Origin of the sequence: Arthrobacter sp. StoSoilB19, from assembly GCF_019977275.1 — a bacterium.
In the GTDB taxonomy this organism is placed as follows: domain Bacteria; phylum Actinomycetota; class Actinomycetes; order Actinomycetales; family Micrococcaceae; genus Arthrobacter.
Window position 1 is genome coordinate 137,783 of sequence record NZ_AP024650.1, and the last position, 15,693, is coordinate 153,475.

Consider the following 15,693-nt stretch of genomic DNA (forward strand, 5'->3'; position numbering starts at 1 on the left):
CGCTCACATTGTGACCCTGCCCTTTTTCGAGCACAAGGACGACGCCGGTCGGCAGCTACCCATCGCCATGGCCCACCGCGGGTTCTCGGCTGAGGGGCTGGAAAACTCGATGGCTGCGTTCCGCTCCGGCGTCGAACTGGGCTTCCGGTACCTGGAAACGGACGTGCACACCACGGCCGACGGCGTGCTGCTGCTCTTCCACGATGAAGCCCTGGACCGCCTGACCGACGGCAGCGGCCGCGTGGCGGACCTGCCGGCCGCGGACGTCGCCAAGGCCAGGATCAACGGCCGCGAGCCCATCCCCACGTTCGATGAATTGGTGACCCAGCTGCCACACGCCCGGCTGAACCTGGACGTCAAGGACTGGGGCTCCGTCCACAGCACGGCCGCCGCCATCGAGCGGCACCAAGTGCACCAGCGGGTGCTGGTCACCAGTTTTTCGGACCGTCGACGGCGGGCGGTGCTGAAACTGCTCAGCCGGCCGGTTGCCTCCTCCGCCGGCGTGTCCTCCAATGCCCTCTTCACCCTGCTGGGCCCCGTGCTTCCACGCCCGGTGTTCCACCGGCTCATGCGCCGGGTGCTCAGGGACGTCCATGCGCTGCAGGTCCCCGTCCGCTATGGACGGATCCCTGTGGCCACCGCCGGGTTCATCCGCCGCGCCCACGCCCTTGGCCTGGCGGTGCACGTCTGGACCATCAACGATGCCGCGGAAATGCACCGCCTCCTCGACCTGGGCGCGGACGGCATCGTCACGGACCGCGCGGACCTGCTTCGCGAAGTGCTCATGGAGCGCGGGGAGTGGCCGCAGGGCCACCCGCCTGCGCCGGGTTCCTAGCCTCCGGACGGCGCGGTGGCGTCGCCGGTAAGGCCGTCGCGGTCCGCCTGGCCAGGGTCAGTTTCGTCGGTGTCACCGCCCAGGGGACGGTTGGAGACCGGTGCCGGGGCAGCGCCTGTCTTGAGGCCGGGCGCCTTCTGCTTCTCCGCCTCCATGGCATTTGAACCTTCACTCAGGGACGAGTGGACTTCCACGCCGTCATTGGGGTTCGTGGGGTCGGGCACATTCATCTTCTCCGTCGGCTTGGATGTTCCGGCCAGGTCCTCCATGGCGTTTTCTGCTGCCTTGCCGATGCTGTCGCCGATTCCCATCTGACTGCTCCTTCCGACATTGCGTGCCGGCGCCCAGCGGCATACCGGCCCTACTCCTCCAGAATTATCAGCATGCTTACAATTAGTCCAGTGCTGGGGAATCGGACCGCAGCCGGAGAGGAAGGAAGATCAGCATGAGCACTTACCATCCGGAGAATGACCCCGCGAACCCCGACCGCCCGGGGAAGGAAGACGTTGGCGCCGCCCAGCCGCACCTGGCGGAGCAGCGCAGCAGGGAGGCGGCCGGTTCGCCAAACCCCGACCCGGCAGAGGGCAATGTCACCGGGCTGGAACCGGGCGGGGGAGTGCCCCCGGGAGAGACGCCGCCGGCAGAGGACCAGATGAGCCGGGACCAGGGCCACTCCGAATAGCGGTTAATGGCAGGCGCGGCGCCTGGCGTCATGCCATGCGCCGCGCTGCTCGCCTTAGGTGTGAGCGTGCTGTGTGTCAGGAAGTCTCTTTGCCATGGCGGCCCCGCGACTCCCCTGGTCCCGCCAAATGGCGCTCCAGGCCGTCCACGTCCAGCCGCGTGTTCCAGTTGGCCCAATCCTGGGGCCGCACTGACGGCCGCCCCAGCAGGTAACCCTGGCCGGCGCTGATGCCAAGTTCGGTGAGGACCTTGAGTTCGCCCACCGTTTCGATCCCCTCAGCCACCAGGATGGTGCCGATCTGGTCGGTGAAGTCCACCAGGCAGGCCGACAGGGCCCGCTGGAGGCCGTCCTTGTCGACGTCGCCGATTACGTTGCGTCCCACCTTGAGGAAGTCTGGACGCAGGTGGATCATGCGGCTGAGGGCGCCGGCCCCGGTGTGGGTGTCATCGACGGCAATCCGCAGGCCCTTTTCCCGCAGTGGATTGATCGCGGAAATGAACTGCAGATATTCCTCTTCCGGAATGTCCTCGGTCAATTCGAGCACTATGCGGTCGATGGGGAGTTCAATATGGTCGAACAGTTCCGGCAGCCGCGGGTCCATGCAGGAGGTGGGCGAAATATTGAGGGACACATAAAGGTTGTCCGGCAGGTCGCGGGCTGCCGCCGCGGCGGATCCCAAAGCCGAGAACTCCAGGTTTGCGCCCAGGCCCACGGCCGCGGCCTCGGCGAACCACAGTTCTGCAGCGGCACCGTCATCGCTGACGAAGCGCGAGAGGGCTTCCGCGCCGACCACGGTTTTTCCTTCCAGGCCGTAAATGGGCTGGAATGCGGTCATCAGCATTTGGTTCTCGAGCAGGGCGCTGATCCGTGAGATGCTGCGGATGGCGTCCAGCTGCTCAGCGAACTGCGGCGGCAGGGTGGGCGCTGTGAGGCGCATGTCCCTGGCCGCTTCCAGTGTTTCCACGGTGTTGGCATCGCTGCGCCGGGTCTCCAGGAGATACTCCAGCAAAGCGCGTTCCGGCACGCCAGGATTCTCGTCAAGGCTCCTGCTCAGCCGTTGCCGGACAGCGGCTCCCGCAGGATCCGTATCCGCCAGCACGGCAGCGATAATTCCCCATGCCTGTACCCGAACCGACATTAGCAACGCCCCCAGTTGACGAAGTAATGACCCGATGGCCCAATAATGTTCAAATTTCCAAACGCCTTATAAAAGTACGGTGTTGCCAGACCTGAATTTCGCGGCGGCGAAAAACCAGACACCGCACGCTGATCGTATAACGGCGGCCACAAAAGCGCAGTAGTTTTGCGTTACTGGTTAGCGCTTTCCTGCTGGTCAGCCAGCAGTTGGGGTATCTGGTCCGGCGGAACCGGACGGCTGAAGTAGTAGCCCTGCGCGCTGCGGCAGCCAAGCCCGCGCAGGATTTCCGCCTGCTCAGCGGTTTCCACGCCTTCCCATACGGCTTCCAGCCCGCACGCCCGTACCAGCTGCAGCACGGCGGCCACCAGGGCAGGCTGGCTGGGATCGGTCTCCAGCCCGGTAATCAGCGTTCTGTCCACTTTGACCCGGTCCACGGGCAGCCGGCGGAGGTAGCTGATGGAGGAGTAGCCGGTGCCAAAATCGTCAATTTCGATGCCCACGCCCAGGCCGCGCAGCCCGCCCAGCGAGTACCGGTCCAGTTCATTGCCCTTGACGATGGCCACTTCGGTCAATTCGAGGACCACCTGGTCGGGCCTGACCCCGGTCTCCTGGAGCACGTTCCGCACGTCCTCGATGAACTGCAGGCTCTGCAGGTCCGTGGCGGAGATATTGACGCGCACGGAAAACGTACTGTCCAGCAGGCATGCGTCGATCCAGGCCCGGAGCTGCCTCACAGCCGTCCTGAGCACCCACAGGCCCAGTTCCGAGATCAGTCCCGCCTCCTCGGCAAGGGGAATGAACTCGTCCGGCATGATGAAGCCGCGGGTGGGGTGGTTCCAGCGGACCAGTGCCTCCACGCCCTCGATCCGTCCCGTGGCGAGCTCCACCACGGGCTGGTAGTAAAGCGTCAGCGCGTCATCCTTGATGGCGGCCCGCAGGTCGTCCACCAGCTGGCTGCGGAGCCGCCGCATCAGCAGCAGGGCCGGCTCGAACCGGTGCAGCCTGTTCTGCCCTTCGGCCTTGGAGGCATACATGGCGACGTCGGCCTCCATCAGCATGTCCTCCGGGCTGTGGCCTTCACTGCCCACGCTGAGCCCGATGCTGGCACCGCAACGCACGCTGCGGCCGGGCAGTTCGATGGGTTCGGTGAGCGCGGCCAGGATGCGGTGCGCCACGATGGCGGCCTGGTCTGCCGACGCCGACGGCATGACGATCGCGAACTCGTCACCACCCAGCCTGGCGACGACGTCCGCCGCGCGGACCGCGGTCCGGAGCCTTTCGCCCACAGTCACCAGGACCTGGTCGCCGGCCGTGTGTCCCAGGCTGTCATTGATGGATTTGAACGCGTCCAGGTCCATCAGCAAGATGGCGGGGCCTTCATCCGGCGGCTCGCCGCCGGCCGCGGTGCGGGCTTCGAGGGCGGTGCGCAGCGCTTCGATCAGTGCGGACCGGTTGGCCAGGCCGGTCAGCGGGTCCTGCATTGCCATCTTCTGCATCTCAAGGTGCGCCTCGTGCAGCAGCTGGGTCCGGACCTGCACCCGCTGCTCAAGCTCCTCGTAGATGATCTGCAGGTCCTCGGCCAGGAGATTGGTGCCCATGATGATTGCGTCCAGTTCATCCCGGGCGGGTGAGACCTCGATCCGGGAGCTGAGGTCCCCGGAAGCCAGCCGGACAATACCTTCCAGCAGCTGCGAAAGCCGGGGATCGTCGTCGGCAAACATGGCAGGTCCTCCTTCGGCGCCTAGTTGGCCTGGACGTGGTCGGTGCCGAGGGGAAGGCTGACGGTGACAGTGGTCCCGGAGCCCAGGGTGGAGGCGACGTCGATCCGGCCGCCGTGGCGGTCCACGATGTCCTTGGAGATGGCAAGGCCCAGGCCTGTTCCCGGGATGGCGCCGTTCATCGCGTTGGAGGCGCGGTAGAACCTGGTGAATACGTGGTTGATTTCATCGCTCGAGATGCCGATGCCGGTGTCGGCGATGCGCACGGTGGCCCATTTGGAGCCGTCCGCGGCGGCATGGGACTCGCTGCCCACCTCGATCCGTCCACCACTGGGCGTGAACTTGATGGCATTGGACACCAGGTTGGTGAAGACCTGTTGCAGCTGCACTTCGTCCGCGAGTATCTCCGGATCCTCCGGAACGGGGTCCACGTCGATGGTGACGTTCTGCAGCGTGGCCAGCGGACGGAGCGCCGCGGCCACCAGATCCAGGGTCTGACCCAGCCGCACGGGTGCCAGCTGCATCGCGGCGTTGTCCAGCCCGCCGCGGGAGACGCTGAGCATGTCCTCGATGAGGGTGCGGAGGCGTTCGGTGTTGCGGACCACGATGTCCAGCATCTGGTGGACCTCCCGGGACACCGGATGCTCGGTGCTTTCCTGGATCATGTCCAGGTACGCCATGATCGAGGTCAGCGGCGTCCGCAGCTCGTGGTTCACCGTTGCCAGGAAGTCAGTCTTGGCCTTGTCGAGTTCCCTCAGCTGCTTGACCACCTGCTGCTGGCTGCTGATCAGGTGGCTTTGGATGAGGCCGTAGGCGGCGTTGCCGGCCACGTGCTGGATCAGCCCCAGTTCAGCGCTGGACCAGGTCCGGGGCCGGTCCATCATGGCGATCCAGATGATGCCCAGGGAGGAATTTCCTTCGCCGATGGGCACCGCCAGGGTTGAGGCGGCTCCAGCGATGGCGGGACCGGGGCCGGGCCTCGCCTCGCTGCGGGCGGCCGGTTCGTTTCCGTCGGCGGAGAGCGTCTCGGTCCCGGCCCAGAGCATGTCCGCCGTGGCACGGGCGTCTTCCTCGCGTGGAAGGGCGTCAGCGGGCAGCTCCGCGAGGCCCCGCCTGTGCCACCCGGCCGTGATGACGGGGACGCGGTGATCCTCGAAGGTTGCCAGGACAACGTGGTCGGCCTTGAAGGTGCGGCCGAATCCCGCGACGACGTGGTTGGCGATTTCCTGGGGGTCGTTGGTGGCGCGCACCGCGGCAGAGACTTCACGCAACTGCTCCCGGAGCGCTTCGGCTTCCTGCCTGGAGGCGCGGCGGCGGGATACCTGGTCGATGAGGACGGACGCGCGGTGCACCAGCTCCTGGGGTGCAGGCGGCTTGGTGATGCAGTCGTGGACACCTGGCGGGTTGGCAGCTGCGATCTCCGCGGGGCTGTCCAGGTCCACCATCACCAGGACCGGGGCGGCGGACGTGGTGGTGGACAGGACGCCGGAGAGGAAGGCATCGGCGACGACGACTGACGGTTCACCGCCGTCCAGCACCGCGGCGAGGCTGCCGGCGTCGGTGGCTTCGAGGACGGTGTATCCGGCGTCGCGCAGCGCCTGGGCGTTACGGGCCCTCCGGCCTGCGTCGGGATCGGCCACGACGGCCGTGCGGGGCAGGCGCGCGTCACTCGGGACAGCCGTCACAGTGCTCCCTTCCCTCCCAGTTGACTACATTCTAGGGGGATGCGGGCGAAGCGGGTCCACGGCGTGCGCACCCTTACCCCCGCTTTCCGCGCTGCCAGGGAGTTGTGGCACGCCGTAATGTTGCCGAAGGTCCGCCACCGGGACGGGCAGGACCATATATTTGAGCCGTGTCTCCAACAAAGTCGCCACGGTCCACCTGGCAGAAGTACCTGATGATCCCCAAGCTCATCAGGCTCTCACGCAGCGCCCCCAAGGACCGGCATAAGGCGTGGGACCGGTACTGGGCCGGCATTACTTCCACCGGTCCGGGCGGCGAGGTCCTCTGGGACTCGGGGAGCAACCATGAGTTCCAGGGCTACCAGGACAGCCTCCTTCGTAACCTGGACCCTGCGCTTCCCGTTGTGGACACCGGCTGTGGGCACGGCAGCTTCACCCGCGCGCTCGCCGGGATCTTTCCACGGGTCATCGGCGTGGATGTCTCACCCCATGCTGTTGCCCGGGCGCGGGCGGAGTCCGCAGGAATCGGAAACGCCGCCTTTGAAGCCAGGGACATGACGGCGGAGGGTGCTGCCGGGCAACTGGCGGAGTCCTTCCAGTTGGGCCCTGACGGCGCCAACGTCTTTATCCGCGGCGTGCTGCATGTCCTCGATGCGGCCCACCAAACGGCGATGGTCGACAACCTGCGGATCCTGGTGGGCGGCCGCGGGACGGTCTTCATGGCGGAAACCAACTTCCAGGGAAACCCGCTGGAGTACGTCACCCATCTTGGGGCAAGCACGCATGGCATTCCGGCGCCGTTGGAGCTGGCCATCCGCGGGCTTCCCATGCCGGGGCACTTCGGGCCGGAAGAGCGCGAACGTGCGTTCCCGGCGTCGGACTGGGAACTCCTTGAGGATGGCCATGTGGCCATCGAAACCAACCCGGTGACCGGCGTGCCGGGCCAGGACAGGGTGCCCGGGTATTACGCGGTGGTCCGCCCCCGCCGGTAGCCCTGGCAACGGGGTGTTCGAACTGTTCCGCAGACTTCACGCATATCCCCGCAGTCCGGCCGCAGGCTGCCTTCCATCCCCTTGACAGGGGCCGGATCCGGAGGCTCCATGGTAAGTAGACTTACTAGTTAGCTGGGGATGGAGGGAAGACTGCCATGGCAGGAGATAAAGGCAACCGGATCCGCGATGCGGATGCTGCGGACCGCGAAGACGCCTAAGCCGCACCCGCGCCACCCCGTTCGGCCGCCACCGGATCACCCTCCGGCGCCGCCACCCCGACCGCCGGCGCAAGACCTACAGGAACCATCATGAGCAACTTCATTCCATCCGGCGCCCTGCGCCGGATGCTCCTTCCCCCCACCTACGGGCGGCACGTCACCTCCGCCACGGAGTTCACCATCCTCTCAGTGGAGGTTTGGGCATCCGGCCTGGTGGTCAACATCCACCTTCCCTCGGATGACGCGGCTGAACCGCACCTCATCGTGGAGGACCACTTCGGCACGGAATACACCCTGCAGGAATCGGCCACCGTCGGTTCCCGCAACCTGCAGGTGTTTACCCCGTCGGTGCCGCCCGGCACCAGGAGCCTGACCATCAGGTCGGCGGACGACGGCGGTGCCCGGCCGGTGGTGACCTTCGCGGTTCCGTTGATGGCCGTGCCCGAACCACAGCCGGAGCCCCGGGAAGCCGGCGGCAGCCCGGCCACCGCCGCCGACGAGTCCTACCAGCCCGATCTCCGCCGCCCCGCCTGACGCAGAGCCGCCCTGACAAGACCCGCCCTGACAAGACCCGCCAGACCTGACGAAAGGCCCCGCCATGCCGGATACCAGCAACTTCACGCCCACCACTGCCATCGTCACCGCTTCAGACTCAGGAATCGGCAAGGCCACCGCCGTGGCGCTCGCCCGCGCCGGCATGGACGTGGGTGTCACCTGGCATTCGGATAAGGCAGGCGCCGAGGGTACCGCCGAAGAAATCCGCGGCTTGGGGCGCAAGGCCGTGGTCCGGCAGCTGGACACCACCGAGCTCCACGCCGCTGCCGGCGTGATCGATGAACTCGCCGGGGAGCTGGGCGGCCTGGATGTCTTCGTGAACAATGCCGGGACGGGTGCGAGCACAAAGTTCCTGGACATGGGGATCGATGACTGGATGAGGATCCTGGACACGAACCTCAACGGCGCATTCGTGTGCCTGCAGGCGGCAGCAAGGCGCATGGTCAAGGCCGGGAAGGGCGGCCGGCTGGTGGCGGTGTCCAGCGTGCACGAGTTCCAGCCGCGCGTCGGATCGTCCGCCTATGATGCGTCCAAGCACGGCCTGGGCGGCCTGATGAAGACGCTCGCCCTGGAGCTGGGCCAGTACGGCATCACCGCCAACACGGTGGCGCCGGGGGAGATTGCCACGCCAATGACGGGGCAGGAGGACCAGGACCCGACGACGACGAAGCGCCCCGGGGTGCCGCTGGGCCGGCCCGGGCATGCCCGGGAGATCGCCGACGTCATCGCCTTCCTCGCCTCGCCTGCCTCCAGCTACGTGACCGGTGCGGCGTGGGTGGTCGACGGCGGGATGCTCCAGATGGGTCCGCAGGCGGGATCGCACATCACCAGCAACGACTGGCGCGAAGCGTAGGCCCCTTGTGCCTTTCGCTGGCTGTTCTCCTGACCGTGGGGCAGTCACAGAGTCCATATCGCGGATCTGGCAAGCGCTTTCCGGTGGCTTGCTGGCATGATGGAGCGCATGCGCATTCTTATCGCTCCGGACAAGTTCAAGGGGTCCCTGACGGCGGCCGAGGCTGCCGCTGCCATCGCGGAAGGCGCCTTGCGGGTGTATCCGGACGCCGTCGTCACGCAGTTCCCCATCGCCGACGGTGGCGAGGGCACCCTTGAGGCGGCCGTGGCCGCAGGCTACGAAGAGCGGCTGAACGCCGTGGTGGGGCCCATCCTTGCCCCGCTGGGCGCTGCCTGGGCCATCCACAAGGCCGGGGAAGGCAAGGTTACGGCAGTGATCGAAACGGCCCAGGCCTCCGGTTTGGCGGACATGGAACCAACGCCCGCCAACGCCCTGCGTGCCCACAGCTATGGCTGCGGCCAGCTCATTGCTGCCGCTCTGGATGCGGGCGCCACCGAGATCGTCCTGGGCCTGGGCGGCTCGGCCATGACCGACGGCGGCAGCGGCGCCCTGCGCGCCCTCGGCCTGAAGCCCCTGGACGGCGCGGGGAACGTGGTGCCCCTGGGTGGCGGTTCCCTGGCGGACATCGTCGCCCTGGACACCACCGGGCTGGACCCGCGGCTGTCTGCAACCACGTTCCGCATCGCCGTCGACGTCCGCAACCCGCTGTACGGGCCGTCCGGTGCCGCGCACGTTTTCGGCCCCCAAAAGGGCGCGGACCAGGACAGCGTGGAAATGCTCGACGCCGGGCTGCGCAACTGGGCGTCAGTGCTGCGGGAAGCAACGGGCCGGGACGTGAACGTCCCAGGCGCCGGCGCCGCCGGCGGCTTCCCGGCGTCGTTCCTTGCCTTCACCGACGCCACGCTGGAAGGCGGCTTCGCACTGGTGGCCGGACTGACCGGCCTGGCCGCGCAGCTGGACCAGGCAGACCTGGTGATCACCGGTGAGGGATCCATGGATTCCCAGTCACTCACCGGCAAGGCGCCGATCGCGCTCGCGGACGCAGCCCGGGAACGCGGAATTCCCGTCATCGTGGTGGCCGGCAGGATCCTGGTGACCCTTGAGGACCTTGCCGGGCACGGCGTGGTTTCCGCGGCGCAGCTGCTGGACGTCGCATCCAGCCCACAGGACGCTGTGGCGAACGCCGGCAAGTACCTGGCCTGGGCAACAAGCCAGGTACTCGAAGGGGCCTAGCCCACGGCCACTTGGGTGGGGCTGGTTGGATTGCCGGCTGGATTGGGCCGGGTGTTGGATCGGCCAGGTGGGCCGGGCCTTCAGGTCCCGGTCTCGTAGTGGGGTTCGGCAACGGGCTTCGATTCCGGGGACCCCTTCTCCCGGAGGTAGACCGACGCGCCCACCAGGACCGCGACGGCCAGGAACTCGCTTTGCCAGTTTTGGAAGGACTCAAACCAGAAGCGGCTGGTGCCCAGGTACTGCAGGTACGTGATGGCGGGCTGGCCATGGCTTTGCTGGTCCTGGTTGTACTCGTCCACACCGCCGGCGGCGTGCAGGAAGAACGAGCCAAGGAACAGGGAGAACAGCAGGATCGACAGTGAATGCTCGTACACCTTGAGCACCACTCCGCCCCGCCGCACCGGCCAGGGCGTGGCCTTCCGCAGGGCCGCCTGGCGGGGATCTTCATCCTGCGGCGCCTCCTTGCCCATTGGCTTGGATTCGGATGAGCCTTTCTGGAACAGGAACACGGTGAGGACCACGTACATGGCCATCTGCAGGAACTCCGATTCCCAGTTCTCGAAGGTGGCCTCGACGAAGGCGCCCGTGCCCAGGAACTCCAGGACCGAGACGGCGGGCTCCCCGTGGGCCTGCTGGTCTTCACTGTAGGAAGCGGCTCCGGAGAGGATCATGCCCACGAAGAACGCCAGGAAGCAGCTCAGGTTGGCCAGCAGCAGGCCATGTTCCCTTGCCCATTTGCGCATGTCTTACTCCTTGTCCGATGGTGGCGGGAGGATCCTGCCTGTAGCCCGCTTGTTCAGGCGGAGCGGAACGAAAACCAGCATGATCACCATGACGCCCAGGAGTGCACCCCCGGCCGTGACGCCGGCAGACCGCCCGGCGGCAACATCGAACACCAGGGCGGCTGTTCCGGCGCTCAGCAGGGCGATGCCGCCCAGTGCGATCTTGGTGATGCTGTCGGCGCTGGAGACCAGTGTTTCCTTGAGCCGCTTGCGGAAAAGCCGGCGGTGCACACTGACCGGGAGGAGGATGAAGGCCGTGGTGAGCGCGGCGATGACGACGTTGACGAGATACAGGCCAACCTCCCAGCCGTCCAGCTTTTCGAACCGCTGCTGGAACGGCAGCGTCAGCAGGAAGCCGGCCAGGATCTGCACCCCGGTCTGAAGTACGCGGAGCTCCTGCAGGAGTTCCGCCCAGTTGCGGTCAAGCTGCTCCTCGCGGGTTTCATTGCGTCCCGTCCGGCCCGTGTAGTCCTCAACCTCAGACATCGGCCCTCCTTCCTCTCCGGCCGCGGCCCAGGCTTTCTTTCTACTCCTCCCGTACCCAGAAACAAGGCAGGCCGTTGCGCGTGCTCCTACATTTGATAAGTTTACTGATTATTAGTCTTGGGCGGTGGACTTGGTCCTCCGCCCGGGATAGCTTCGAAGGGCCGGAGCACGGCGGGCCCTTCGCACCGACACAGGTCAACCGACACAGGCAGGCGGACTATGAGCGAGACCGACAAGCAAACAGACCAGCCGAAGGATCCGCGCGGCGGCTACCACTCGGGCCCGTTTCCCGAGCAGGAACAGAAGCAGCCCGGGCTGACCGGCCCCATGGACCCCAAACCAGACCACGGGGAGCGCAGCTACGAGGGGCACGGCAAGCTCGACGGCAAGGCAGCCCTCATCACGGGCGGGGACTCGGGCATCGGCAAGGCTGCCGCCATCGCCTTCGCCCGGGAAGGGGCCGACGTCGCGATCTCGTACCTGCCTGAGGAGGAAGACGACGCGCAGGATACGGCGGAATGGATCCGGAAAACCGGCCGCCGCGCGCTCCTGCTTCCCGGTGACGGACGTGAGGAGGAGTTCAGCACCCGCATCGTGGAGGAGACGGTCTCCGGATTCGGCCGCCTCGACATCCTGGTCCTGAACGCCGCGTACCAGAAGAACCGCGAGAGCCTCGAGACGCTCCCCACCGAGGAGTTCGACAGGGTCTTCCGCACCAACCTCTACTCGCTGCTGTGGTCCGCGCGGGCGGCCGTGCCGCACCTGAAGGCGGGTGCCTCGATCATCACCACGGCCTCCATCCAGGCCTTCAACCCGTCACCCGGGCTCATCGACTACGCCATGACCAAAGCGGCGCAGGTGGCGTTCACCAAGGCCCTGGCCCAGGAACTGGGTCCCAAGGGGATCCGCGTCAATGCCGTGGCCCCGGGCCCCATCTGGACACCGCTGATCCCGGCCACCGAATGGCCGGACAAGCTCCCCTCCTTCGGGCAGGACACGCCGCTGGGGCGCGCGGGGCAGCCGGCCGAGCTTGCCGCGGCGTACGTGCTGCTCGCATCCGAGGACGGGTCCTACATTTCCGGTGCAGTCCTCCCGGTCACGGGCGGCAAGGGGCTTTAATGGGCGTCCCACCCGCTGGGGCATCCGGGCCGGCATCACCAGACCAGCAATATCGGCAACGAACAACAGGAGGAAGCATGACGCAGGAAAACCAGCAGGCTGAACCCGAGACGGCTCCGGGCGGCTACGGCACCCCCACGGCCGAGCAGGAGGCGGCAGGCACGCAGGGCGGCCAGCAGTCCGGCGGCGCGTCCACGGCCGGCGCGGACACGAACGAACCGCAGTCGGGCGCGGGCCAGGCTCCCGTCCCGCACGACATGGATCTTCCGTCCAGCGCGGCCGAGATCGACGAGTCCAATGACGATTCCCAGGGGTCGGCGCCGGTGTCCTCGGAGTCGGGCCAGGAAGCGACGGGCCTTCCGGACGGCAGCGGAAACGACCTTCCGAAGGAAGAGTCGCCCAATGACGACGACGAGAGCTTCGACGCCGGATAAAGCCTCCTGACCAAAGGCCCCCGTTTCCGCTGCCCCCGGGCAGTGGAAGCGGGGCCTTTGCGGTTTCGCCAAGGCGAATACATCCCGTCCCTCGGGGTACGGAACACGCGGAACCCCATCCCGCCGGCAGGCAGCAGCAAGCAGCCTGCGCTGCCGCCGGCACCAACGTCAACGCCAGGAAGGTGGAGTGTGGGCAGGAGATCTTCCGAACAGTGGGCGCGGCCGCAGGACCGGCCGGACAAGGTGGCGGTGGACGTCCTGGTGCCCACCTGCAACCGGCCTGCCGAACTCGCCGTCACCCTCGCGGGACTGGCCGCACAGTCCGAGCCCGCGTTCGCCGTCGTCATCAGCGACCAGTCAGCCGGACAGCCGGCCTGGGACCATCCCGCTGCCGCCGCCATGGTGCGGGTGCTGCAGGCGCAGGGCCGGCCCGTCACGCTGCTGCGGCACCTTCCGCGGCGCGGACTGGCCGAACACCGCCAGTTCCTGCTGGACCAGTCCACCGCGGATCAGTGCCTCTTCCTGGACGACGACGTCTGGCTGGAGCCCGGTGCCGTGGAACGGCTGAGCAAGGCACTGGACCAGCTCCAGTGCGGTTTCGTCGGGATGGCACCGCAGGGCCTGTCCTTCCTGGACGACCGCAGGCCGGAACAGACGGCCTCCTTCCAGGCCTGGGACGGACCGGTGGCTCCGGAGCGCATCCGTCCGGGTGCCCCGGGTTTTGAACGCTGGCCGCTGCACAGCGCCGCCAACCTCAGCCACGTCTGCGCGGAACTGTCGCTGCAGCCCGGCGAGTGGGTGCCCTACCACGTGGCCTGGCTGGGCGGCTGTGTGCTCTACCGCAGGGAGGCGCTGGACGACGCCGGCGGGTTCCGTTTCTGGAGCACGCTCCCTGCAGACCACGCCGGGGAGGACGTGGTGGCGCAGTGGCAGGTGATGGAACGGTACGGCGGGGCCGGGATCCTGCCGTCCGGCGCGGTCCACCTTGAATCGCCCACGACCGTGACGGACCGGCGGGTAGAGGCGTACGACGTGGTCCTGAACGAGGACGCTGTGTGACCAGGCCCTAGTGGCCCTGCGCGGCGTCCAGCGGGTAGGCCACATACGCGAACCGCTTCGAATCCGGCGCCCAGCTGTTGACGTTGAGCGTGCCCTGGCCGCCGAACAGCGGCCAGGTGTGCAGCGGCGCGGTCCAGTCGCCGGTGGAGACAAGGACGACGTCGACCGGCAGGTCTGCGGGGTGGCCCCGGGTTCCAGCGGGAAAGCGCACATAGCTGGCCAGGCGCCCGTCGGGGGACAGGTGCGGGAACCAGTCGACGGTGTCACTGCTGACGAGCCGCTCGAACTGGCTGCCGTCCGGGCGGACCCGGGCAAGCTGGGCATGGCCGGGTGCCGTGGTGAACGACTCCGTGTTGAGGTACAGCCAGTCGCCATCGGGTGAATACTCGGGCCCGTCGCAGTGTCCCCCGCCCACCTCCACGTCCCAGGGCGGGCCTCCGCCAGCGGGGATGGTGCGCAGCCGGCCGGGCCGCGTGAAGTCTCCCGCCGCAATGTCCACGTACGCCAGCCTGCGCCCATCCGGACTGACGCCGTGGAGGAAGTGGAAGGATCCGTCGTCGTCCGTGATCCTGGTGGCCCGCCCGCCTGCCAGTGGTGCGCGGTAGATGTGGCCGTCCTCGCCCGAGAGGAAGATGCTGCTGCCGTCAGGGTCCAGGACGTGGTCATTGTTGAGGTCCGGGGCGCCGGTCAGCGGGAGGGGCTCCAGCGAACCGGCCGCCAGGTTGAGCCGCCACAGTTCCCCGTTTCCGTTAAGGATCAGCGCCCGGCCGTCGAGGGTCCAGTTGGGCGCCTCGAGCAGCATGTCCCCGGTGCGGAAGACCAGCGAGGATTCGCCGGTGACCGACGCGGTCCACACCTCGCAGCGCTGGCCTGGTTGAAGGGTGCGGACCACGTCAGTTCGTCCTAGTCCTTGCTGCTGAAGGCGGCGTCGAAGCTGGTTTGGGAGGCGGGGAAGTCGTACTTTTTCAGGGCCGTGAGTGCTTCGGGGGCGCCGTGCAGGCGGTCCATGCCGGCGTCCTCCCATTCGATGCTGATGGGCCCGGTGTAGCCGATGGCGGCGAGGGCGCGGAAGGAGGCTTCCCAGGGGACGTCACCGCGTCCGGCGGAGACGAAGTCCCAGCCGCGGCGGGGGTCGCCCCAGGGCAGGTGGGAGCCCAGGACGGTGTTGCGGCCGGTCTGGCGGATCTTGGTGTCCTTGCAGTCCACATGGTAGATCCGGTCCTTGAAGTCCCAGATGAAGGAGACGGGATCGATGCCCTGCCACATCATGTGCGAGGGATCCCAGTTCAGGCCGAACGCTGCCCGGTGCCCGATCGCTTCGAGGGTGCGGACGGTGGTCCAGTAGTCGTAGGCGATCTCGGAGGGGTGGACTTCGTGGGCGAAGCGGACGCCGCATTCGTCGAAGACGTCCAGGATGGGGTTCCAGCGGTCGGCGAAGTCCTGGTAGCCGGCGTCGATGACTTTTTCCGGGACGGGAGGGAACATGGCCACGTATTGCCAGATGGAGGAGCCGGTGAACCCGACGACCGTGTCCACGCCGAGGGCTTTGGCCAGCCGGGCTGTGTGTTTCATTTCCTCGGCGGCGCGTTGGCGGACGCCTTCGGGGTCGCCGTCGCCCCAGACTTTGGAGCCGACGATGGCCTGGTGGCGGAAGTCGATGGGGTCATCGCAGACGGCCTGGCCTTTGAGGTGGTTGGAGATGGCCCAGACCTTGAGGTTGTACTTGTCCAGGATTTCGAGTTTGGACTCGACGTAGCCGGGTTCGTCCCAGCGCCAGGCGTCCAGGTGGTCGCCGGAGACGGCGATTTCCAGGCCGTCGTAGCCCCAGCCGGAGGCCAGGCGGGCGACTTCTTCGAAGGGCAGGTCGGCCCACTGGCCGGTGAACAGGGTGAACGGGCGGGGCATGC

General features: G+C 67.3%; 17 protein-coding genes. 9 read left to right on the forward strand and 8 right to left on the reverse strand.

Features of this window, described 5'->3' with window-relative positions:
* The first annotated feature begins 10 nt into the window (after nucleotides 1–10).
* Nucleotides 11–835, forward strand: a complete 825-nt coding sequence (locus LDO86_RS00665) for a glycerophosphodiester phosphodiesterase (protein WP_026265936.1) — start codon at nucleotides 11–13, stop codon at nucleotides 833–835.
* Here LDO86_RS00665 and LDO86_RS00670 read toward each other — a convergent pair.
* Nucleotides 832–1,146 (reverse strand): hypothetical protein, encoded by a 315-nt coding sequence (locus tag LDO86_RS00670; RefSeq protein ID WP_018770322.1) that lies wholly within the window; start codon nucleotides 1,144–1,146, stop codon nucleotides 832–834. The genes LDO86_RS00665 and LDO86_RS00670 overlap by 4 nt on opposite strands.
* Before the next feature lie 134 nt (nucleotides 1,147–1,280).
* Here LDO86_RS00670 and LDO86_RS00675 point away from each other — a divergent pair, with 134 nt between their 5' ends.
* Entirely contained in the window at nucleotides 1,281–1,517 is a 237-nt protein-coding gene (locus LDO86_RS00675; protein WP_018770321.1) for a DUF6480 family protein, read from the forward strand.
* Between the two features lie 76 nt (nucleotides 1,518–1,593).
* Here LDO86_RS00675 and LDO86_RS00680 read toward each other — a convergent pair whose 3' ends face one another.
* From LDO86_RS00680 to LDO86_RS00690, 3 genes are all read right to left on the reverse strand, one after another.
* Nucleotides 1,594–2,655: an EAL domain-containing protein gene (locus LDO86_RS00680; protein ID WP_026265935.1), complete on the reverse strand. Its 1,062-nt coding sequence runs from the start codon at nucleotides 2,653–2,655 to the stop codon at nucleotides 1,594–1,596.
* A 170-nt stretch (nucleotides 2,656–2,825) separates the two neighbouring features.
* On the reverse strand, nucleotides 2,826–4,376 hold the full coding sequence (locus LDO86_RS00685; protein WP_018770319.1) for an EAL domain-containing protein: 1,551 nt from the start codon (nucleotides 4,374–4,376) through the stop codon (nucleotides 2,826–2,828).
* A 20-nt stretch (nucleotides 4,377–4,396) separates the two neighbouring features.
* A complete protein-coding gene (locus tag LDO86_RS00690; RefSeq protein WP_018770318.1) occupies nucleotides 4,397–6,058 on the reverse strand; it encodes an ATP-binding protein in 1,662 nt (553 codons plus the stop codon).
* 212 nt (nucleotides 6,059–6,270) lie between these two features.
* Here LDO86_RS00690 and LDO86_RS00695 point away from each other — a divergent pair, with 212 nt between their 5' ends.
* From LDO86_RS00695 to LDO86_RS00710, 4 genes are all read left to right on the forward strand, one after another.
* Complete coding sequence (locus LDO86_RS00695) at nucleotides 6,271–7,047, forward strand: class I SAM-dependent methyltransferase (RefSeq protein ID WP_018770317.1); 777 nt, start codon at nucleotides 6,271–6,273, stop codon at nucleotides 7,045–7,047.
* Nucleotides 7,048–7,355: 308 nt separating this feature from the next.
* Nucleotides 7,356–7,799, forward strand: a complete 444-nt coding sequence (locus LDO86_RS00700) for a hypothetical protein (RefSeq protein WP_018770316.1) — start codon at nucleotides 7,356–7,358, stop codon at nucleotides 7,797–7,799.
* Nucleotides 7,800–7,863: 64 nt separating this feature from the next.
* Nucleotides 7,864–8,673 carry an SDR family oxidoreductase gene (locus LDO86_RS00705; protein ID WP_018770315.1) on the forward strand — a complete coding sequence of 270 codons (810 nt, stop codon included), beginning with the start codon at nucleotides 7,864–7,866 and terminating at the stop codon, nucleotides 8,671–8,673.
* 108 nt (nucleotides 8,674–8,781) lie between these two features.
* On the forward strand, nucleotides 8,782–9,906 hold the full coding sequence (locus tag LDO86_RS00710) for a glycerate kinase (protein ID WP_018770314.1): 1,125 nt from the start codon (nucleotides 8,782–8,784) through the stop codon (nucleotides 9,904–9,906).
* Between the two features lie 80 nt (nucleotides 9,907–9,986).
* On the opposite strand, the gene LDO86_RS00715 is transcribed toward LDO86_RS00710, so the two are convergent.
* Entirely contained in the window at nucleotides 9,987–10,649 is a 663-nt protein-coding gene (locus LDO86_RS00715) for a DUF6766 family protein (RefSeq protein ID WP_223993341.1), read from the reverse strand.
* 3 nt (nucleotides 10,650–10,652) lie between these two features.
* Entirely contained in the window at nucleotides 10,653–11,174 is a 522-nt protein-coding gene (locus LDO86_RS00720) for a DUF6328 family protein (RefSeq protein ID WP_223993346.1), read from the reverse strand.
* Between the two features lie 219 nt (nucleotides 11,175–11,393).
* On the opposite strand from LDO86_RS00720, the gene LDO86_RS00725 reads away from it, so the two are divergent.
* From LDO86_RS00725 to LDO86_RS00735, 3 genes are all read left to right on the forward strand, one after another.
* Nucleotides 11,394–12,293 (forward strand): SDR family oxidoreductase, encoded by a 900-nt coding sequence (locus tag LDO86_RS00725; protein ID WP_144601011.1) that lies wholly within the window; start codon nucleotides 11,394–11,396, stop codon nucleotides 12,291–12,293.
* A 77-nt stretch (nucleotides 12,294–12,370) separates the two neighbouring features.
* Nucleotides 12,371–12,727, forward strand: coding sequence for a hypothetical protein (locus LDO86_RS00730; RefSeq protein WP_018770310.1), 357 nt, complete (start codon nucleotides 12,371–12,373; stop codon nucleotides 12,725–12,727).
* Nucleotides 12,728–12,916: 189 nt separating this feature from the next.
* Nucleotides 12,917–13,786, forward strand: coding sequence for a glycosyltransferase family 2 protein (locus LDO86_RS00735; protein ID WP_223993348.1), 870 nt, complete (start codon nucleotides 12,917–12,919; stop codon nucleotides 13,784–13,786).
* Nucleotides 13,787–13,793: 7 nt separating this feature from the next.
* Here the strand turns inward: LDO86_RS00735 and LDO86_RS00740 are convergent, their stop codons facing one another.
* Nucleotides 13,794–14,678 (reverse strand): biopolymer transporter Tol, encoded by an 885-nt coding sequence (locus LDO86_RS00740; RefSeq protein WP_223993350.1) that lies wholly within the window; start codon nucleotides 14,676–14,678, stop codon nucleotides 13,794–13,796.
* Between the two features lie 11 nt (nucleotides 14,679–14,689).
* Nucleotides 14,690–15,691, reverse strand: coding sequence for a sugar phosphate isomerase/epimerase (locus tag LDO86_RS00745; protein ID WP_223993352.1), 1,002 nt, complete (start codon nucleotides 15,689–15,691; stop codon nucleotides 14,690–14,692).
* Nucleotides 15,692–15,693 lie beyond the last annotated feature (2 nt).